Below are 19,266 nucleotides of genomic sequence, written 5' to 3'. Positions count from 1 at the left end.
AAATCATGAAAAATATAGTATCAAGTAAGTATAACAGTAGTCGTAAGCTAACCCTTGTAATTGCCATTGTTTTGTTTGCAATCAGCTCGCAAGTTCGTGCATTAAACCTAGGTCAATTAGCCCCTGATTTCACCTTAAAAAACACGCAAGGGAAAAACCTTAGTCTAGCAGAGCAGCGTGGGCAAATTATGGTACTCAACTTTTGGGCATCATGGTGTGCGCCATGTCGAAAAGAAATGCCTGTACTACAAACTTTTCATAATAAATATAAGGCGTTAGGAGTTACAGTTTGGGGGATTAATGTCGAACAAGAAAATCAAGCCGGGCAAGATTTTTTGGCCGATCTTAACTTAAGTTTCCCGATATTTTTTGATGCCCATAATAAAGTCTCAGCAAGTTACCAAGTTCAAGCGATGCCAACTACCGTGATAGTCGGCAGAAGTGGCCACGTTAGACATGTTTTTAGAGGCTATAAAGATGGTTATGAAAAAAAGTATGCGCAAGTCATTAAAGCATTAATTAGGGAATAGTAATGATAGTAGTCACTTTTAGTCGAGTTTTATCTATTGTTTTTATCCTTGGCGCTTTTGGCTTAACTGGTTGTGCTCAACCAATTGAGCCTTGGGTTAAACCCTACCAGAGACAATTTTTAGCCGACCCAATCATGCGCACCAACCGTCATCCTATTGCGAACAAACACATCGCGCATGTTTTTGATGCGCGTGAATCAGCCAGAGGTGCAGATGGCACAGGAGGAGGTGGTTGTGGTTGTAATTAATCGTTTTAACCTTTTTTTATGCTTATGTATCTTTTCGCTATGTGCTTTTTTTAGCCATGCTGGCGTTTTAGAACAAGATAGAGCCGACGTACTTTATCATCGCTATGATGGCGGTGGGATGACCATAGATGGCCCTGCTATTTTATTAAGAAAAAAAGTGAACGAGTCAGTTGCCATTTCCGCTTATTATTACGTTGATACTATTTCATCTGCCTCTGTTGATGTGATGAGTACTGCCAGCCCTTATTCAGAGGAGCGGCATGAAGGGCAGCTGGGGCTAGAGTATTTATATGATAAAACAACGATGTTTTTCAATATAGGTCAAAGTGATGAAGCCGATTACTTAGCAAAATCTGTCAATTTTAGCCTTTCTCATGACACTTTTGGTGATTTGACCCAGTTAAGTTTAGGCGTTGGCTTTAGTGATAATGATATTAGCCGCAATGGTGATGAGGTATTTGCAGAGCAAAGTCAGCAGTATCGTGTTCGCGCGGGCATTAACCAGATTTTAACAACAAACCTATCTATCGCATTTAATATTGAGTCGATTGCAGATGAAGGTTATTTAAATAACCCCTATCGAACGGTGCGTTTTATCGATAACTCAATACCAGCTGGGGTTGGCTATCAATCAGAAGTCTATCCAAAGACCCGTAATTCATTTTCAACTAAACTTTCGGCAAGTTATTACTTACCTTATCGTGCGGCACTTTTTTTTCATTACCGCTACTTCACTGATAGTTGGCAAATTGATGCCAATGATATTGAGTTGGGTTACAGACATCCTCTTGGTAAAACACTTGAGCTGGATTTGAAATTGCGTTATTACCAGCAAAATCAAGCGAGTTTTTATAGTGATTTATTTCCCTATCAAGATGCTCAAAATTATTTAGCACGAGACAAAGAATTGAGCGACTTTAACGATATTACCCTAGGACTAGGAGTCACTTATTTAATACCTCAGCATCTTTCAATCAAAGGTTGGCGCTCAGAAGCATCCCTTCAATGGGATTATATTACTTTCAATTATAAAAATTTTAGAGACCCTACCGCACAAGCAGCCGTTGGTGAAGAGCCTTTGTATGGTTTTTCTACCCACATCATAAGAGCATTTTTCAGTGTTTATTTTTAGTATCACCAACATGGACAGCAATCAAAATGAATAACGTTAACTCTTTGGCTAGGATAAACAATGTTGTGTTTATATTTACCATACTAATTGCGCATACTTTTTTGATGCAACAAAGCTATGCTCAAGCCGTAAATGTGGAAGAGGCTGTTGCTAAACATTTCCCTTCTCAGCAACTAAACAATCAGCCCAGTAAATCTTTACCGAGTAATTTGTCAAATGAGCCAACCTTAATCGACAATGAGGATCAACAATCGTTGCGCTTGTCAGATAATTCTAATAGTGAGTTAGGCAGAGCCATAGAGCAGTTAAAATCACAAGTACTACAACTGAACCGCGAACTTTTCATTCTCGAAGAAGACTTATTATTTCCTGCAAGTACCCAAATAGCTATTTTTGTCTCGGTAGATATTGGCCGATTTTTTAAGCTAGATAGCGTTGAAATTAAAATCAATGAACAAGATGTTGCTGGTTTTTTGTATACCGATAGGCAGCGGATAGCGCTAGAGCAAGGGGGAATACAGAAACTTTATTTAGGTAACCTAAAAACCGGCACACACCAGTTAACGGCTATTTTTATTGGTTCCGATAGTGAGGGGCGCGCTATTAAACGGGCAATAACCCATAATTTTGAAAAATTAGATGATTCAGTGATGATAGAGTTAAAGCTAGTTGATAACACGCTGAACTACCGAGCGCAGCTTGAAGTTGAACAATGGGTGTTATAATACGGTGATTAAGTTATTTGTTATTGCCGTATTGCGGTTAGGTGTTTATTTGGGATGTTGCCTGTCTATTTTGGTGACATCGACAAGCTATGCTTTGACTAATGATAGCGCCGAACTAGCGCATGCTAAAACTAACTTACATGCTAAGTTTTACCAACAAGCCTTGTACCACTACTTTCAAGGTGATTATTCTACAGCATTGAATATCATTGGGGTCGGTAAAACTCGTTTAGGCAAGCTTGAGCAAACCTCGCAACTATTTGAAGCAGGACTACAAGTTAACTTGGGATTAAATGAACAAGCCAAACAAACATTATTATCTTTTGACAAGGTTAATCTAGCAACCAAAATAAAATCTAACGAGTTATTAGTGCTGGCGTTATTCGCTCTTACTGAGCAATTACTTGCGCAAAATGAATTGCTACAAGCGCAACAAACTTTAGCCAAAATTCCAAACGCGGCCGTTTCTGGCATAACGGTGCGCAATTATCAGCAATATCATCTGTTAAGTCAGTTTGCATACTGGCCCAATAAGCCCATTGTGCAGCCTATACTTATAGTTAATGACAGGCCCAATAAGCAAGTTATTGATTTACCGGTGCATAATGTTGCAGATAAATCCCCGTATATTCAATTAAACAAGGCCTTGCGACTTATTGAGGTCAATGATGATAGCGCTGCTATCCCTATTTTAACCGAGCTTAAGCGTAGTCATTGGCAAGCACCCAAGCAAAATTTTTGGCAAACACTTTTTAGCCAAGATAACGAGTTAGCCCCAGCAGCAAGCATAGATGAACGCATACAAAAGCAAGCGATCAATGCTTATTCACGGCTATTATTAGCACAAGTTTATGTCAAGCAACAAGCTTATAATAAAGCCTTTGTTGAGCTAGAAACGTTTCCCCAACATAGCCCTTATGCTGAACCCGCATTATTTTTATTTGCTTTTAGCGCACAGAAAACCAAAAAGAATGCAATTGCACTGAAACTGCTTACTTTATTCTATCAGCGATATCCATTTTCAAACCTAGGTTGGCAAGCGGGCCTGTTAATGGGTAAACAAACGACAGGACAACATGGTTTGTCGCAAGGGTTGCAAGTGTATCAAGCGCTTGAACACTTTTTTGTACAACATATGAATACCCTTAAACAGTTGGAAGCATCCTATTTACCTAGCGTTGATTTACTGGCATATGCTACAGCTGAACGTAGCCAGCATGATGCATTGGCAAAACCTGAATTAGTTTGGCTACAACAGGCGATGGCCGATGCTTCGGTAAATAGCCTATACCAGCAGCTTATTGAACTGACAACCCTGCAACAAAAAATAGACGCAGTTCAACATAAAAGCCATTGGGTTGCTCAAACAATCCAGCTAAATACGAAAAGAAAACAGCGTATAGCTCGATCACAGATTAGCGACAATAACCAAGAGGTATATCAACAACTGATTGAAAAACGCCGTGTTATTGCAGATAAATTAACAACAGCGCTGTCTGAACCTAAACAAAGTGGCGTTGCCTTTGCTAACCAAGAAGAGCAATTGTTACTTGAACGAATGAAGCGAAGTAATCAACTTGTAACAGCTATTGCTTCTCAAAATAGTGACAATGAGCTTAACAAAGTAGAGCAATACCAACAACGTTTAGCCCGAGTCACTGGGGTTTTAGCTTGGCAATTAAATCGACAATATCCACAACGAGCTTGGCAACATCAACAGCAAATGGAGGCACTCAATAGCACATTAGCAGACCTTGAAACATTACAAAATAAAGTTCATTTTTTAGTGAAAAGCTTATCAGTTGGTGTAAGTGAATTAGCGTTATTAGATTTTAGTCAGCAATTGGCAACGCTAGAAAATAAAATCGCGCCATTATCAAAACAATTAAATCAATTAAAAGCCCAAGTAACCTTAAAAACTCGCCAGAAAATATCGGATTATATTCAAACGCAACAAAACCTATTGCGCCAACATTTACTCGCAACACGCAAAGCTATGGCTGCGATATTAGAGCTAATATTGATAAATGATAAGCAAAAGGCAGAGCAACATAATGTTGATGAACAGGATAACGCAATCAACTTAGGGGTGAGCTATCACAAAAAGCAGGAGCAGCTAGTATGAAGTGGTTTTTGCTAAATACACTGGTTAAAAGGCTTTCTGTGTTAGGGATTATGTTGATGTTAGTATCTTCTTGTCAAAGTGCTTTAGAGCAACAAGGCGTAATGAAACAGCCGAACTTACGTGATTTAGCCAACACGTCCAAACAAGCGGTCCTTGGTGAGCAGAGTAAATATGTGCTGAGCCATACCCAACGTTCAACAAAACTCGCAGCCTTGTATCAGAATATTTTAACTTTAGAGCCTGATCAAGAAGTAAGAACCCAAATCGCTTACCGATTAGTTCAGATGGATGCACAAGATTATGAACAACAAGACTTATCAGTATTACCCACTCAAGCAAGCCAGCAATCGTTACAGAACTTGGTGTTATCTTATCAAGCGTTATTAACGCGTTTTGGTAATCGAGCAGAGAATGAAGACATTCACTACCAGCTGGCTAAGGCATTAAGCTTACAAGGAAAGTTAGCAGAAAGCCTATCACAAATAGAATTATTCTTAGCAAACTATCCAAACAGTAACTACGCTGCAGAATTACAATTTAGACGTGGTGATATTTATTATAACTTACAATATTATTCTAAAGCGTTGGCTGCTTATCAAGCGGTGGTACAAGAAAAAGATAGTGATAAATATTATGTAAACAGTGCTTACATGTCGGGTTGGTCACTGTTTAAAATGAACCGTCTTTTTCAAGCAGATAAAACATTTTTAAGCTTATTAGATTATATTGTTGCGCAGCAAAAAGAACCGCCTGAACAAGCTAAGTTTAGTTTTTCTGAACTCGATAGTCGTTATGCGAGTTTAGTTGATGATATTCAGCGTGTGTTAAGTGTCTCTTTGAGTCAACAATATAGAGAGAAGTCTTTAGTGGCTTTAATTAAAGCCCATCAAAAACGTCATAAAGGTGATACATTTTTACATTTATATCGCCATACATTATTTACCAACCTATACAATTTTCTACTGAAAAATGGCCTAGCTTATGACGCTGAACTAACATATCAAGCCTATTTTAAATTAGATCCGAATAATATTTGGGCTGCTAGGTTTACACTGACATTAATTGACCTGTATCAGCAACAAGGAAAACATCAAGCTGCCCGTCAATTAAAAATTAACTATGTGCAACAATACGGTTTACAAAGTGCGTTTTGGCAACAAGGTATGGCTGCAAGTAGCACCACAGGGGTAAATAGCACTTTATTAATAAAAGAAGTTCTGCCCAATTTATTAACTTTTAGTTATCAGCACAGTAGGTACTTATATGCTCAAGCCCAGTCACTAGCAAAAGGTGCAGCGAGAATTAATGCGTTTGCAAATACAGCTCACTGGTTAGGGATATATCTTTCTTTAGCAAAACACCCTCAGGTCATTGCGCTAGCAACAAAGTTACAATTAAGCCAAAGTGTACTTGCCGATGAACTATTATACGCCGACGCAAGTTTTGAAGCAGAGCATTTCCAGCAAGCTTTAAACAGTTATGAATACATTGCCTATCAGGCTAAAGCAGCACCCTTGGCGACAAATATCGACCAGTTAAAAGCAATACGGAAAGAAGCCGCTTATGCCGCCCCGTTAACTATTCGGGCGATGCTGGCAAAACACCACCAAAATGAACATAGTATGGCTAAGACCAACACTAACGGTGACGCTAATAGCGAGATTAATAGCGAGGATAACAGTATAGAACAAGCGTTGTTACTCACTAAAATTCGTTTAGATAAAGCCTATGTGGCGCAATATCCAACAGACGACAAATCCTTAACACTTGCCGTACAGCTAGCGCAATATGGATTTACTCATAATAACAACCCAATGCTGCAACAATATAGCAACTTTATTTTATCAGCCCATGGTGTGATCACAGACACAAATTCTGACAGGGTAAATATCCGTAAAGCTAACACCATCAAGCACAATGCTATTGCCGCTCAGTTAAATAAAAAAGCACGTAAAGAAGTTCAAATAGCCAGTCAGTTACAAGCTAATTATTGGTATCAACAAGGCCAATACCGTCAAGCTGAAGCTGGTTATGATTTAGCGTTGAATTATATGGCGATAAATAGCGACGTTTGGTTGGAAATGCGACAGTTATTAGGCGCAAGTATTTATTTTCAGGCTCAACAAGTCGTATCATCACAACCATTACAGGCAGTCGAGCACTATTTACGTTTAGCGAGTAAAACACCAGCATCAGATTATCGAGCTAACGCATTGTTTGATGCAGCAAATATATTATTTGCTGAACAACAATGGCAGCAAGCTATTGATATATTTATTACTTTTCAGCAACACTATCCTAATCATCAGTATAGTGCCGCAATTCCGGCAAAACTTGCACAATCATATGAAAACTTGCAGCAATGGACATTGGCTGCTCAGCAATATTTAGCCATAGTTGCTTTAACTAAAAATAAGTCTTCAGAATTACAGCGAGAAGCTTTGTACACTGCCGCAGAGTTATTTTTGAAAGCAGGCGATTTAACCAACGCCATTAGCACCTTTAGAACGTACGCGCATAGCTATCCAGAGCCTTTTGATATCGCACAAGAAGTGCGTTTCAAAATGAGTAGCTTTTATGTACAAACCCAAGAGCCCAACAAAGAATATTATTGGTATCGAAAGCTAATTAAATACCATCAACAAAAGTTTAACTCGTCAACACCAACAGCAAATCCTCGTGCGCTCTATTTGGCATCTGTTGCGGCGTTAGCATTAGGCAAAGCACATCAGCGAACCTTTAAACAAAGTAAATTAACACTGCCACTGAATAAAAGTTTAGCACGTAAAAAAAACGCGATGAAATTAGCGATTGGTTACTTTAAACAATTACTCTCATTTCAATTAGCTGAATTTGTGCCGCAAGGAACGTATCAGTTAGCACAAATGTATCGACAATTAGCAAGCGATGTTTTGGCTTCTCAGCGACCGAAAAATTTAAATGAACTCGCATTAGAAGAGTACCAATTGTTACTAGAAGAAATAGCATACCCTTTTGAAGAAAAGGCAATTGAAATACATATCAGCAATGCTCAACGTGCATGGCAAAATGTTTATGATGACTGGGTTAAAAAAAGTTTGGCTGTATTAGCAACGTTAGAGCCGGCTTTATACGATAGAAATGTTCAGCACAGCAAAACAGTGAACAAGGAGTACAATGTTGATGCAATTGTTACCTTACATTAAATTTATATCGGGTTATCTTCCCTCGTTAAGCAAATACTCTATCAGTTTGCTGCTTGTGTTAACGTTTTTTATTTCAGGCTGTAGCTCAACCGATGAAAAACAATATGATTTAAAACGTTTCAGCAAAGAGCTGGCCGATTTGGTTGGGCTTCCTCTTTTCGAACAAGAGCGTACCACGCAAGTAACACCATCGATTAACCACACTAAATTGCTATTGTCGGGGACTAAAAATGCCTATCTTGCTCAAGAAGCGCACTTAATGAAAGGGGTCTCTAATGAGGTGATTAATATTTACCAACAGGCGCGGCAATTGATGGCACAAAAAAAGTGGACACAAGCAACTGCATTATTTCAGCAGGTTATTTCAAAACATCCTAATTTATCGGGCAGTTATGTAAATCAAGCACTGATCCATATAGCACAAAGCCATCAGCTGACAAAACAGGAGGATAAACAACATAATAACCAGCGCGCTAAACAACTTGAACAAGCACAATTATGGTTAGATAAAGCCATACAAATAAACTCACTTAATCCCTATGCCCACTTTTACAAAGGTGAGCTTCTTCAACAGCAGGGAAAATTTCAACAAGCGGAGCAATATTATAGTAATGCATTAGCTATATGGCCTGGTTATTCGCAAGCACAATTAAATATGGCTATTTTACTGGAGCTATATCGCGGAAAACTGCTTGAAGCTTATCCTTACTACAGTGCTTATTTAGCAAGCCACGGGGATGATCAGCAAGTTCAACGCTGGCAAGCTGGCTTAGCTATTAAAATTAAACGTGCAGGTTTACACTTGCCAGCGCATCAAGGGCAGTAATATGAAATATACCATCAGAGGATCTTTGCTTAACATTGTTAAATGTTTGCCGCTTTTGTCCATATCATTACCTATAGGGGCTTTATTTGTTAAAACGGCCGCAGCAAACCAGCCCCCTGTAGTGATAGAAAGCCAAGTTAAAGGCTCACAAGAGCAACCCAAGGTGATTTATATTTTGCCATGGCAAAACATTGATACCGCTATTAGCATTGATAGCGACAACCAAAAAATTGTTTTGCCTCACTTTAAACCAATCAACCCAAAAGCATTCAAACAACAAACTAGACGCTTTTATCAAGCAAGTTTAATTAAATTGAAGGAACAACAGCGTAAAGCAGCAGATACTACTGAGAAAAAATAGATTAAATCAAGTTGAGTAAACACTAAGGTGTAATCACTTAGGGCTATTAACAAAGTGCATATTCAATAACGCACAACAAAAGGAAAAAAACATGAGTTTCATCGACAACATTATTGCATTTTTACAAAACGGCGGTTTATTCATTTACCCAATTGCCTTGGTTTTAGTCATAGGTTTAGCAATAACCATAGAGCGTTGGTTATATTTAAGTACCGCACTAAACACTAATCAAAAAGCCTTAGTTTCATTACAAGCAGCTTTAAAACAAGGTGATGTTGAGGCAATAAGTAAACAAGCAAAAGCAAATTCTGCACCTGTGCTTGACGTATTAGCCTCTGGTGTTGCCCGTTTATCTTTGGTTAAACGCCGAGAAGATGTTGAATACGCGATGGAAGAAACCATTATGGAGTATATGTTGCGTCTAGAAAAACGTACTCCCTATTTAGCGACGCTGGCCAACATAGCAACCTTACTTGGCTTACTTGGCACCATTATGGGGCTAATTGCAGCTTTCTCTGCCGTAGCCAATGCCGACCCTGCTGAAAAGGCCAATTTATTATCATCAAGTATTTCTGTAGCGATGAACACCACAGCGTTTGGTTTAATCACTGCTATACCATTAATTTTATTTCATACCAGTTTAATGAGTAAAACAGCCACTATTGTTGATTCATTAGAGATGGCGGGTATTAAATTACTCAATGCTTTGTCTTTTGCACCTGTAGATGCTAACCGAGGCTAAAGTTATGAGACGTCGGCGTAACATTAATACCCAAACAGCAGAATTAGATATTACTTCATTTATGAACCTAATGATTGTGTTGGTGCCGGTATTACTTTTAAGCGTAGTTTTTTCTCAAGTGCGTATTTTAAATCTACAACTGCCCATTGCAGCACAAGCTCAAGATCAACAAGCGATAGCTGAGCCTAAAGTGTTAGAGTTAATTGTAAGCAAAACCGGTTTTGAACTAAATTACCCTAGTGGTATTTTATTAAAGAGGTTTGAAAAAAATGAGCAAGGTTACAACTTTTTGCTGTTATCTAAATACTTACAAGATTTAAAATTAACCTTTCAGCAAAGTGCTATTGAAAAAAAAGACATTGTGCTTTTGCTAGCCTCTGATATTGATTATCAAACCATAGTAACTACTATGGACACAGTAAGATCATTTAAAGCGGTTGTTGCCGCAAACTTAGTTGATGCTGAGTTATTCCCTGAAATATCGCTAGGCGATGCGCCTGAAGCGTCATTTGCTAGACCAACAGAGCAAAAAGCCGATATAAGCGCGCCGGTTGGAGACAAGCTATGAAGCAGTCACTCAAAATCAAAAGACTTGCCAAGCACCACAAACGCTTTAGTAGCACATCTAAATTAAATTTAGTCTCTTTAATGGATATATTCACTATTTTGGTGTTTTTTCTCATTGTCAATCAATCAGAAGTACGTGTATTAGAAACCACCAAACAAATACATTTACCCGCTTCACTTGCCGAAGAATTGCCCAGTGAAAACGTGCTAATTACAGTGCTTAACAGCCGTGTTTTAGTGCAAGAAAGAGCTGTGTGGCAGCAAAAAAAAGCGTTAAATGACAATACCACAACCGATGACAATAATAAGTTATTGATCGAAGCACTAAAAAACGAATTAAACTATTTAGCTAACAAACGCCCAGAATTGACTGACGCAGAGTTAGAGCAGGGGAGAGCGGTTACTATTATTGGTGATGCTTCTGTGCCATATCAAGTGCTAAAACAAATTATGGCTGCTTGTGCACAGAGTGATTATAGAAATATGTCTTTAGCGGTGCAACAAATCGCCAAAAGTACACCAGAGGGAATGTAAAGCATGAACACCACCTCGTTACCTTGCCATGTGAGTTTTGTAAACAATACCAGCTTTCATAATTTTTATGAATTATTGAAACCGAGTGAGCAAGATAAAAAGTTTTACCAAATTTTAAGTGGCTTGTTTGCCTTGTATTTTGTTGTCGCTGTCGTAGTACCTTTGTTAGAGCAAGCTGAGGTTCCACGAATGATCAAGACACAAGTACCAGTAAAGTTGGCTCGAATTATGTTAAAAGAAAAGCAAATCCCTTTAGCCAAAAAAGTAGCGGAAAAAGTTAAGAAAAAACCTCAAGAAAAGTTAAGTGCCGAGCAGCCAATTAAAGCACCAGCCGTTTTACCTTTCAAAACCAGAAAACAGCTAGCGAAGAAAAAAGCCGAAACCTCAGGATTAGCTGCAATGAAAGATGAACTATTTGCCATGCGCGAAGCTTTTGAAATAAAACCGAACAATCAATCGACATTAACCAAAGTGCAATCGTCTGAAGTGAAAATAAAGCGGAAATTATTAGCGGCTAAAATCAATAAACAAAAGGAGAAATTAGCAGCAGTCAAAGCAACCACCTTGATAAAAAGTGATAAATTAAGTACACGGAATACCCAAAATATACGTTTGACAGACCAAGAGGTTTTAGCAAATACCGACCAACCAGCAAATGAGAATACAGTAGCTAAAGCAAGCACAGCATCATCAAATACCGTACAACGCTCAGAAGTTTCATTGCGACAAACCCTTGAAGCACATAAAGCACGTCTATATGCACGCTACAATAGAGCTCTTAGGAAGAATCCATTTCTGCGGGGAAAAGTGTTATTTGAAATAGAAATACAAGCAAGTGGTGAAGTAAGTAACATTGCGATAAAGTCAAGTGAACTAAATAACCCCAAATTAGAACGCCAACTATTAGTTATTATACGTTCAATTACATTTCCTACTGAGAATGTAGGAGTAGTAAAAACTATTTGGGCAATTGATTTTTTACCGAGCTAATTGTGTTACTAGTGAATATTTCACCATGTAGGTTAGCATTCGTTCAGTTACAAGTTATCAACCCAACAATATAGGTTAGAATTTATTCTGACAAAGAGAACATCAAAAATCTACCAAGGATAGAATTCGTTCAGTTACAAGTTATCAACCCAACAATGTAGGTTAGAATTCATTCTGACAAACAATAAAATAAGCCACCCATGATAATTTTATTTATTTTTTGCACGGTATAAAAAATCACATTGGTTCAGGATTTTACCAACTGCTGAAAAAAGATTTAACCAATCTTTCACTCGTCAATCAGTTAAGGTCCTTAGCATTAAGTTATTGATGAAATGAGGTAATTCACGTTTTGTAGATTTTTATAAATTATTGAAAGCAGGATACACTTCGTGTTTAAACATTAAGTGTATCCTGCAGATAAAGCTATTATGTGCCGTAATGGTAGCGGAGTTGTGCAATTAGAATTGAGTCGTCTTTCTGTTTATAAACAATTCGATGCTCATCATTTATACGACGAGACCAATATCCAGATAGTCCATGTTTTAGTGGCTCTGGTTTTCCAATACCTTCGTAGGGAGTTCTTTGAATATCTTTAATGAGTAAATTAATACGCTTTAGTGTTTTTTTGTCTGTGGTTTGCCAATAAAAGTATTGCTCCCAAGCTTTAGTTGAGAAAGTTAGCTTCATTCAATAAGTTCTCTTTCAGTTCCATTGCCAGTTTCAAGCTCTGCAATAGATTCTAAAAGATCTCTAGCATTAGCTGGTGATCTAAGTAAATATGTAGTTTCTTGCATTGCGTTGTAGTCTTCTAAAGACATCATCACAACAGGCTCTTCACTTTTACGGGTAATAATAATTGGTGCGTGGTCGTTACAAACATTTGCCATTGTGTTTGCTAAATTAGCTCTTGCAGAGGTGTAGCTTATTGCATCCATGTTGTTCTCCAAAATGTTCATGTACGTTTATTTGTACAGGGTAGCGTGGTGGCACATAATAATCAAATAAACAGGGACAAATAATTAAATAAGCCACCCATGATAATTTCATTTGGTTTTTGCACTGTATAAACATCAATTTGGTTCAGAATTATACCAACTGCTGAGAAAAGGGGTTAACCAATCTTTTACTCATCAAGCAGTCGAAGGGTTTGGCATTAAGTTATTGATGAAATTAGGTAATTAGCGTATTGTAGGTTTTTATAAATTCTTGAAAGAAGGATACACTTAGTGTTTAAACATGAAGTGTATCCTGTTAATAAAGCTGTTATGTGTCTATTCAATCTATCGGTTATGAGGTATTAATTGGCTAACCATAGTAAAAAAATAAATTTAGCTAAAGAGCAATTAGAAGATGCAATAGATATGCTAGTAAATGGAAGGTATATATCCTGCCTAACTCTAGCTGGTGCGGCTGAGGAAATATTTACTGCTTTAGCTTATGCAAAGCTTGGTAGGAACCCTTTTAACTTAATACATGAGTTAATTAACTACGATTTAGCAGCGGAAGGACACCAGAAAATATCTAGAGGTAAATTTCGTAAAGTTAGAAATAGCACTAGAAATTTAGTCAAGCATCATGATCAAGGTGATGATGAATATGTGCATATAAACAGGCGTGGTCAAGCAGCAGTAACACTTGCCCAGGCAATGATTTCTGCTGATATGTTAGAAGTAAAATACAAAAACAAAAGAAAATATAATGCTTGGTTAAAACAGGATAGAGACACATAATAAATAAAGGATAGGTTGCGCTTGCCGCAACTTAATCCTGTTGTTGAACAAGCCCGTTGTTGATGTGTACTCTTTATAAGTAAATAAAATTGCGGAGGGTTGTCTCTTTGCGGTGTTTTTTTGTCGTTTTTTTTAAAGCCGAGTCTGCCTACTATTACTCAGTTTAGTTGAGCAATATCGTCACGTAACTCTTTTTTGTCATCTATATTTCGCTTATAAATAAAATCCTCACTCAGTGAATGTTTTGGGCGCAAAATAATTAAATAAGTAATTAAATAAGCCACCCATGATAATTTCATTTGGTTTTTGTACTGTATAAACATCAATTTGGTTCAGAATTATACCAACTGCTGAGAAAAGGGGGTAACCAATCTTTTACTCATCAAGCAGTCGAAGGGTTTAGCATTAAGTTATTGATGAAGTTAGGTAATTAGCGTAGTGTAGATTTTTATAAATTTATGAAAGAAGGATAATCTTCGTGGGAAAACATGAAGTGTATCCTGTTAATAAAGCTGTTATAAAGCCTTAGGAATTACCGTGCACCTCGCAGGTCAAAGATTAAAACTATTACCATTTGATGAATCAGATTTAGATCTCTTTGTCGAAATATCTATGTCTCCAGAAATGATGGAACATGTGTATGACCCTTATTCATATGAAGAAGCGAATGAAGCGTTTACCGCTAAGTCACAACCTTGGTCTAAGGAAAGTGATGGTTGGTTGTCATTCGGAATTTCTGAGATAGTAACAGGCGAGAAACTTGGAAATATAGGACTAAAAATTACAAATCATGAAGCAAAGATTGCTGAGGTAGGTTTCATGATTAAATCGAGTGCTCAAGGTAAAGGTTTTGCTGGTGAAGCATTAAGTCTCTTCAAAGACTTCGCTTTATCGGAATTGGATCTAAATAAGTTAGTGGCTACTTGTTCAACTAGTAATACTGGCTCATTTAAGCTACTAGAAAAGCATGGTTTTATTCGTGAAGGTTGTCTAAAGCAAAATGTCATTATTAACGGTAACTATGTTGATGATTATATTTATGGATTGTGTAAATCGGCTTTATAAAATGAATTAAAAATTAAATAAGCCACCCATGATAATTTTAAATAAGCCACCCATGATAATTTCATTTGGTTTTTGCACTGTATAAACATCAATTTGGTTCAGAATTATACCAACTGCTGAGAAAAGGGGTTAACCAATCTTTTACTCATCAAGCAGTCGAAGGGTTTAGCATTAAGTTATTGATGAAATTAGGTAATTAGCGTATTGTAGGTTTTTATAAATTATTGAAAGAAGGATACACTTAGTGTTTAAACATGAAGTGTATCCTGTTAATAAAGCTGTCAGGTATTTCTAAAGTATGGAGACAGATAAAAACTATGGATAACCAATTTAAAATATCAGGTATTGCATTTACAGCTTATGGTGCTTTTGAAGTTCTAGCATTCTTATTCGTTTATGTATTTGGCGCAACTCAACTTTCCAGTATTGAATCATTGCCAATATCAATTCTACTGCTAGTTAACATATTGTTAGCTATTAACTTTCTAGCTCTGCTTTGCGGTATATACTTGTTAAAACAGAATCAGGCTGTTCATAAATTTGCCTTACCTGTTTCAATCGTTCTTTTATTAAGCTTTCCTTTTGGTACATTCGTAGGTGGTTTGTATTTGTGGCAAAGGTTCAAGAATTAAATAAGCCACCCATGATAATTCTGATCAATACTAAATCGCTAACTGGGCGTTTGTTTAACTAAACGAGTGGTGCTATTTTTCTACGAATGATTGAGTGAGCTGCTTTATTCCCCGTAACTACGTTTTTTCTGACATTTAGGTGAATTCAAGGTGCGTGTCTGCCGTCACGCTGGGGAAACGTTGTTTTTTTGATGCATTGTCTTTATTGTTGTTTGTTTTTTATCGCTAACTAGAATTAGGCACTATTCAAACAGGCTTGAGCATTTGCTATGCCATGGGTGCGCTTTAAACCAACATGTTCGCTAAATTCACTTAAGTGCGCTGCGGTTCCTACAGCGCCAGTGAAAATAGATTCAAATTGTGTGGTGAGTTTTAACCAGCTGTCATCACTAATATGTAGCCTTGTGAGTATATTGCCTGCTTTAGGGCTAATAGCGCCACGTTTATCACTGCGTATCACTTTTCCTGTTTCATCTACTAGGGTTAAATAGTCTTTTAAACTAAAGGTAATACCCTGAGTTTTGTCTTGGTGTTCGTTACCGATAAAAGGGCGTAATTGTTTAGGTTGTTTACCGTTAATGGCAGCTTTTATACGTAATTGAATACTGGTGAAACTTGATTGCTCGGGTGTAGGTGCAATAGCTGCTCGTACAGGGTTTAAATCAACATAAGCCATACAAGATAATAAGGCGCCTTCATCAAGCAGGGCTTGAGATTTAAAACGGCCTTCCCAAAAATGCCCTGTACATTTATCTTCTTTATTGGCTTGTCTGGCAATAGGCTCATTTAAGCTACGCATAAACCAGCTGATATCAATTAATCGTTGTTTGTATATTTGGGCGGTTGCTTCAACCGTCGCTAGCTGATATTTATCAAGGGGTTGGTTGTTTTGGTATTGCCGTGTGAGGTGAGTGCCTTTAAATAAGCGATGCCAGCGCTGTAGCACATCCATGACTGACCAACGTTTTATTTGCTCACAATCCACATGTAGCACCAAATGCAAGTGATTATGCATAATAGCATGGGCACAAATATCAATAGCAAAGACTTGGGTGAGTTGAAACAGGCGTTTTTCAATCCAACTACGTCGATGTTCAAAGCTGATGCCGGTTGTTGTATCTACACCGCACAAGAAGGCTTTGCGGACGGTGCGGCTGCAAATATGATAATACTGGGTATCGAGTAAACTAATTTGTTGTGAGCGGGGTTTAGGCATCATAGCGTCCATACTTGATTAAAGTACATAAAGTGTAGTTTATGTTGGGGAAGTTGCAAAAGTTATTATGGGTGGCCTAATTAAAGAGATTTTCAGTTGTGTTGATTTTTTATGTAAGTAATATACTAAGTTGCTAATTTTACTATTTAAATGATAATAGTTACGCTAAGATAACGCTAGAATTGTCTCAAATAATCTTGTTAAAAGAAATATCCAATGATCTTTCACTACGATGCAACCCAGGAGAAGTGTCCACTGCCTTTAGTTAATTTGCGCTTGTTGTTAAAAAAAATGCAAGCAGGAGATCAATGTGTGTTGCGAGTGCAAGATATAGGCTCAAAAGATGATATACCTAAATTACTGACAAAACTAGGCTATGGTTTTCACCAAAGTATAATTGACAATACGATAGTTGAATTTACTATATCGACCTAGTCGGTATTTTATCGCGATAAAGGAAAAATATGTTTAAGCTTTTTAGAAATTGGTATACGCGCAAGTTTTCTGATCCTCATGCGGTCACGCTTGCAGTGATATTAATTTGTTCTTTTTTGTTTATCGCGCTATTTAGTCAATTACTAATGCCGGTTTTGGTGGCTTTAAGCATTGCATTTTTATTAGACCTTCCTGTCAATAAGTTATCGAGTTTAAAGGTATCACGTACTGGTGCAACCATCATTGTAGTTGGGGCTTTTGTCAGTATCACTTTAATTGCAATGCTTGGTTTGATGCCGATTATTTGGAAACAAAGTAGTAATTTATTGCAAGAAGTACCGAATATGGTGACGGAAGGTCAAAAGTATTTATTAACCCTACCAGAGCGGTACCCTGATATTATCCAAGCATCTCAAATAGAAACCTTTATTTCTACTATTAAAGAAAAATTACTTGAATGGGGAGAAGTCGCGCTTAAAGCGTCGTTAAATTCAATTTCGGACTTAGTAGCCTTAATGGTATACCTTATTTTAGTGCCTTTAATGGTGTTCTTTTTCTTAAAGGATAAAAAAGATTTATTGTCCGGTTTTACCCAGTTTTTACCGAAAGAACGTCGAATGGCTTATCAAGTAGGTAAGGAGATGAATCAGCAAATATTGAACTATATTCGCGGTAAGATCATTGAAATTTTGATTGTTGGTGTTTCAACCACCATTGCTTTTATCTTTTTAGATTTACGTTATTCGGTTTTATTAGGCGTGTTAGTTGGCTTGTCGGTATTAGTCCCTTATGTTGGGGCGACTGTTGTGACTATTCCTGTATTTTTAGTGGCTTTATTTCAGTGGGGATTTAGCAACGAACTAGGCTATGTCATGCTCGCCTATGGCATTATTCAAGCCATTGATGGTAATGTTATTGTTCCGCTGTTATTTTCAGAAGCGGTAAATTTACATCCGGTTACCATTATTATTGCTGTGATATTGTTTGGCGGTTTGTGGGGCTTTTGGGGTGTGTTTTTTGCTATTCCGCTAGCTACCTTAGTTAAAGCGGTTATTAATGCGTGGTCTACAACCCAAGAAGACTATAGTACCGAGGCATAATGGTGAATATTGCATAACGACAAGTACCTTTACTTATCGTTATGCTTTTTAACATGGTTAATTAGTTGTTTATCTCATTTAGCACATCAAGAACCACTTGATGATGTTCTTTGGTTTTAAACTTATTAAACACATGAGAGATCTTACCGTCTAAGCCAATTAAAAAGCTCAAGCGGTGAATGCCATCATATTCTTTTCCCATAAACTTCTTCAAACCCCATACGCCAAAATCGTCTGCAACTTTGTGATCAACATCTGAGAGTAAGGTGAAATTTAACTCATCACGCTGGCAAAATTTGGCTAGACGTTTAGGCTCATCAGGAGAAATTCCAAAAACCACAGTATTTAATTCATTCAACTGGCTTTGGCTATCACGCAGTCCTTGTGCTTGAACGGTACAGCCTGGCGTCATTGCCTTAGGGTAGAAATAAACCAATACTTGTTTTTTCCCGATAAAGTCAGCTAACGATATCGCCTGTTCATTTTCGTCTTTAAGGGTGAATAATGGCGCACTATCGCCAACAGTTAATGTGTTCATAAATATCCTTAGATTAAGTTAGTTAAGGCTATGAGTGGTTTCGTTAATACAGCCTTGTACACCAAATTGTTCGCACAACTGAAGAAAGTCACGCTCAATATCCTCAATATTAATTCTTTGCGTTAAAGCAATGGAGATACTGGCGCTCATGTTATTGGTGTTAGGGTCAATCTCTGATTTCAACGAAGAGATATCAATTTTTCGAGTCGCAAAAAAAGCCGTCATTGCTTTTAACAGACCCGGTTGATCAGTACCGGTATATCTAGCTTGGTAATGTTCTACAAGATCATAAGACTTATGACCAGAAGTACGCTTCATCATAGTGATCAACTCTAAATTGTGAGCAACCATGGGAATACGAGCTTCAATTTTGTTGATCGCTCTTGCATCACCTTTTAGTAGCATAATAAAGGTAAACTCTAATCCGAAAATAGCCATCCTGCTATCTAATATATTGCAACCGCATTCACTTGCTAATTTAGTTAATTCGCTGACAGAGCCCGTTCTATCGGAGCCCATGGCTGTTAGCACTAAATATTGTGACATTAAAACGCCTGGCTAGTTAATAAAAAAAAGGATTAT

Annotated in this window: 22 protein-coding genes; 17 read left to right on the top strand and 5 right to left on the bottom strand. The window is 37.5% G+C overall.

Translation table 11 applies throughout. From position 1 onward, the window contains the following. Positions 1-5: 5 nt before the first annotated feature. The 12 genes from ABXG98_RS12025 to ABXG98_RS11970 all read left to right on the top strand — a co-directional run bounded on the left by ABXG98_RS12025 (position 6) and on the right by ABXG98_RS11970 (position 11,965). A complete protein-coding gene (locus ABXG98_RS12025) occupies positions 6-530 on the top strand; it encodes a peroxiredoxin family protein (protein WP_353538934.1) in 525 nt (174 codons plus the stop codon). 2 nt (positions 531-532) lie between these two features. Then, positions 533-778, top strand: coding sequence for a DUF4266 domain-containing protein (locus ABXG98_RS12020; RefSeq protein ID WP_353538933.1), 246 nt, complete (start codon positions 533-535; stop codon positions 776-778). After that, positions 765-1,910 (top strand): DUF3570 domain-containing protein, encoded by a 1,146-nt coding sequence (locus tag ABXG98_RS12015; RefSeq protein ID WP_353538932.1) that lies wholly within the window; start codon positions 765-767, stop codon positions 1,908-1,910. Before ABXG98_RS12020 ends, ABXG98_RS12015 begins: the two co-directional genes overlap by 14 nt. 26 nt (positions 1,911-1,936) lie before the next feature. Further along, positions 1,937-2,635 carry a hypothetical protein gene (locus ABXG98_RS12010; protein ID WP_353538931.1) on the top strand — a complete coding sequence of 233 codons (699 nt, stop codon included), beginning with the start codon at positions 1,937-1,939 and terminating at the stop codon, positions 2,633-2,635. A gap of 4 nt (positions 2,636-2,639) precedes the next feature. Further along, positions 2,640-4,760, top strand: coding sequence for a tetratricopeptide repeat protein (locus ABXG98_RS12005; protein WP_353538930.1), 2,121 nt, complete (start codon positions 2,640-2,642; stop codon positions 4,758-4,760). Next, positions 4,757-7,945 carry a tetratricopeptide repeat protein gene (locus ABXG98_RS12000; protein ID WP_353538929.1) on the top strand — a complete coding sequence of 1,063 codons (3,189 nt, stop codon included), beginning with the start codon at positions 4,757-4,759 and terminating at the stop codon, positions 7,943-7,945. The genes ABXG98_RS12005 and ABXG98_RS12000 overlap by 4 nt, the downstream gene beginning before the upstream one ends. Beyond that, complete coding sequence (locus ABXG98_RS11995) at positions 7,917-8,771, top strand: tetratricopeptide repeat protein (RefSeq protein ID WP_353538928.1); 855 nt, start codon at positions 7,917-7,919, stop codon at positions 8,769-8,771. Before ABXG98_RS12000 ends, ABXG98_RS11995 begins: the two co-directional genes overlap by 29 nt. A 1-nt stretch (position 8,772) precedes the next feature. Further along, entirely contained in the window at positions 8,773-9,132 is a 360-nt protein-coding gene (locus ABXG98_RS11990; protein WP_353538927.1) for a hypothetical protein, read from the top strand. A 91-nt stretch (positions 9,133-9,223) separates the two neighbouring features. Then, positions 9,224-9,874, top strand: coding sequence for a MotA/TolQ/ExbB proton channel family protein (locus ABXG98_RS11985; protein WP_353538926.1), 651 nt, complete (start codon positions 9,224-9,226; stop codon positions 9,872-9,874). A gap of 4 nt (positions 9,875-9,878) precedes the next feature. After that, complete coding sequence (locus ABXG98_RS11980; RefSeq protein ID WP_353538925.1) at positions 9,879-10,442, top strand: biopolymer transporter ExbD; 564 nt, start codon at positions 9,879-9,881, stop codon at positions 10,440-10,442. Beyond that, positions 10,439-10,975 (top strand): ExbD/TolR family protein, encoded by a 537-nt coding sequence (locus tag ABXG98_RS11975; protein WP_353538924.1) that lies wholly within the window; start codon positions 10,439-10,441, stop codon positions 10,973-10,975. Before ABXG98_RS11980 ends, ABXG98_RS11975 begins: the two co-directional genes overlap by 4 nt. A gap of 3 nt (positions 10,976-10,978) precedes the next feature. Next, positions 10,979-11,965: an AgmX/PglI C-terminal domain-containing protein gene (locus ABXG98_RS11970; RefSeq protein WP_353538923.1), complete on the top strand. Its 987-nt coding sequence runs from the start codon at positions 10,979-10,981 to the stop codon at positions 11,963-11,965. Between the two features lie 429 nt (positions 11,966-12,394). Here the strand turns inward: ABXG98_RS11970 and ABXG98_RS11965 are convergent, their stop codons facing one another. Then, the gene (locus tag ABXG98_RS11965; RefSeq protein WP_353538922.1) at positions 12,395-12,655 is read right to left on the bottom strand and encodes a Txe/YoeB family addiction module toxin; all 261 of its coding nucleotides are present in this window, start codon (positions 12,653-12,655) and stop codon (positions 12,395-12,397) included. Continuing rightward, positions 12,652-12,903, bottom strand: a complete 252-nt coding sequence (locus ABXG98_RS11960) for a type II toxin-antitoxin system Phd/YefM family antitoxin (RefSeq protein ID WP_353538921.1) — start codon at positions 12,901-12,903, stop codon at positions 12,652-12,654. Before ABXG98_RS11960 ends, ABXG98_RS11965 begins: the two co-directional genes overlap by 4 nt. 366 nt (positions 12,904-13,269) lie before the next feature. On the opposite strand from ABXG98_RS11960, the gene ABXG98_RS11955 reads away from it, so the two are divergent. From ABXG98_RS11955 to ABXG98_RS11945, 3 genes are all read left to right on the top strand, one after another. Continuing rightward, entirely contained in the window at positions 13,270-13,698 is a 429-nt protein-coding gene (locus ABXG98_RS11955) for a hypothetical protein (protein ID WP_353538920.1), read from the top strand. Between the two features lie 537 nt (positions 13,699-14,235). After that, positions 14,236-14,763: a GNAT family N-acetyltransferase gene (locus ABXG98_RS11950; protein WP_353538919.1), complete on the top strand. Its 528-nt coding sequence runs from the start codon at positions 14,236-14,238 to the stop codon at positions 14,761-14,763. 317 nt (positions 14,764-15,080) lie between these two features. Further along, positions 15,081-15,395 carry a hypothetical protein gene (locus tag ABXG98_RS11945; protein ID WP_353538918.1) on the top strand — a complete coding sequence of 105 codons (315 nt, stop codon included), beginning with the start codon at positions 15,081-15,083 and terminating at the stop codon, positions 15,393-15,395. A gap of 235 nt (positions 15,396-15,630) precedes the next feature. On the opposite strand, the gene ABXG98_RS11940 is transcribed toward ABXG98_RS11945, so the two are convergent. After that, entirely contained in the window at positions 15,631-16,611 is a 981-nt protein-coding gene (locus tag ABXG98_RS11940; RefSeq protein WP_353539168.1) for a transposase, read from the bottom strand. A gap of 216 nt (positions 16,612-16,827) precedes the next feature. Between ABXG98_RS11940 and ABXG98_RS11935 the strand changes: the two genes are divergently transcribed. Together ABXG98_RS11935 and ABXG98_RS11930 are read left to right on the top strand one after the other, a co-directional pair. Then, entirely contained in the window at positions 16,828-17,046 is a 219-nt protein-coding gene (locus tag ABXG98_RS11935; protein WP_353538917.1) for a sulfurtransferase TusA family protein, read from the top strand. A gap of 29 nt (positions 17,047-17,075) precedes the next feature. Beyond that, positions 17,076-18,146 carry an AI-2E family transporter gene (locus ABXG98_RS11930; RefSeq protein WP_353538916.1) on the top strand — a complete coding sequence of 357 codons (1,071 nt, stop codon included), beginning with the start codon at positions 17,076-17,078 and terminating at the stop codon, positions 18,144-18,146. Positions 18,147-18,207: 61 nt separating this feature from the next. Here ABXG98_RS11930 and bcp read toward each other — a convergent pair whose 3' ends face one another. Both bcp and ABXG98_RS11920 read right to left on the bottom strand, forming a co-directional pair. Then, the gene (gene bcp / locus ABXG98_RS11925) at positions 18,208-18,684 is read right to left on the bottom strand and encodes a thioredoxin-dependent thiol peroxidase (protein ID WP_353538915.1); all 477 of its coding nucleotides are present in this window, start codon (positions 18,682-18,684) and stop codon (positions 18,208-18,210) included. A gap of 18 nt (positions 18,685-18,702) precedes the next feature. Next, positions 18,703-19,230, bottom strand: a complete 528-nt coding sequence (locus ABXG98_RS11920) for a glycine cleavage system transcriptional repressor (protein ID WP_353538914.1) — start codon at positions 19,228-19,230, stop codon at positions 18,703-18,705. Positions 19,231-19,266 lie beyond the last annotated feature (36 nt).

Origin of the sequence: Colwellia sp. KU-HH00111, from assembly GCF_040362745.1 — a bacterium.
GTDB lineage: Bacteria > Pseudomonadota > Gammaproteobacteria > Enterobacterales > Alteromonadaceae > Colwellia.
Note: the sequence above shows the minus strand (reverse complement) of the source record. Positions and strands in the feature narration are given on the sequence as shown.

Coding starts and splice junctions, on each gene's coding strand:
- ABXG98_RS11960 (WP_353538921.1), bottom strand. CDS start 12,903: ATGGATGCAATAAGCTACACCTCTGCAAGAGCTAATTTAGCAAACACA.
- ABXG98_RS12020 (WP_353538933.1), top strand. CDS start 533: ATGATAGTAGTCACTTTTAGTCGAGTTTTATCTATTGTTTTTATCCTT.
- ABXG98_RS11945 (WP_353538918.1), top strand. CDS start 15,081: ATGGATAACCAATTTAAAATATCAGGTATTGCATTTACAGCTTATGGT.
- ABXG98_RS11990 (WP_353538927.1), top strand. CDS start 8,773: ATGAAATATACCATCAGAGGATCTTTGCTTAACATTGTTAAATGTTTG.
- ABXG98_RS11975 (WP_353538924.1), top strand. CDS start 10,439: ATGAAGCAGTCACTCAAAATCAAAAGACTTGCCAAGCACCACAAACGC.
- ABXG98_RS11935 (WP_353538917.1), top strand. CDS start 16,828: ATGATCTTTCACTACGATGCAACCCAGGAGAAGTGTCCACTGCCTTTA.
- ABXG98_RS12000 (WP_353538929.1), top strand. CDS start 4,757: ATGAAGTGGTTTTTGCTAAATACACTGGTTAAAAGGCTTTCTGTGTTA.
- ABXG98_RS11920 (WP_353538914.1), bottom strand. CDS start 19,230: ATGTCACAATATTTAGTGCTAACAGCCATGGGCTCCGATAGAACGGGC.
- ABXG98_RS11980 (WP_353538925.1), top strand. CDS start 9,879: ATGAGACGTCGGCGTAACATTAATACCCAAACAGCAGAATTAGATATT.
- bcp (WP_353538915.1), bottom strand. CDS start 18,684: ATGAACACATTAACTGTTGGCGATAGTGCGCCATTATTCACCCTTAAA.
- ABXG98_RS11985 (WP_353538926.1), top strand. CDS start 9,224: ATGAGTTTCATCGACAACATTATTGCATTTTTACAAAACGGCGGTTTA.
- ABXG98_RS12025 (WP_353538934.1), top strand. CDS start 6: ATGAAAAATATAGTATCAAGTAAGTATAACAGTAGTCGTAAGCTAACC.
- ABXG98_RS11970 (WP_353538923.1), top strand. CDS start 10,979: ATGAACACCACCTCGTTACCTTGCCATGTGAGTTTTGTAAACAATACC.
- ABXG98_RS11965 (WP_353538922.1), bottom strand. CDS start 12,655: ATGAAGCTAACTTTCTCAACTAAAGCTTGGGAGCAATACTTTTATTGG.
- ABXG98_RS11930 (WP_353538916.1), top strand. CDS start 17,076: ATGTTTAAGCTTTTTAGAAATTGGTATACGCGCAAGTTTTCTGATCCT.
- ABXG98_RS11940 (WP_353539168.1), bottom strand. CDS start 16,611: ATGCCTAAACCCCGCTCACAACAAATTAGTTTACTCGATACCCAGTAT.
- ABXG98_RS12010 (WP_353538931.1), top strand. CDS start 1,937: ATGAATAACGTTAACTCTTTGGCTAGGATAAACAATGTTGTGTTTATA.
- ABXG98_RS11995 (WP_353538928.1), top strand. CDS start 7,917: ATGTTGATGCAATTGTTACCTTACATTAAATTTATATCGGGTTATCTT.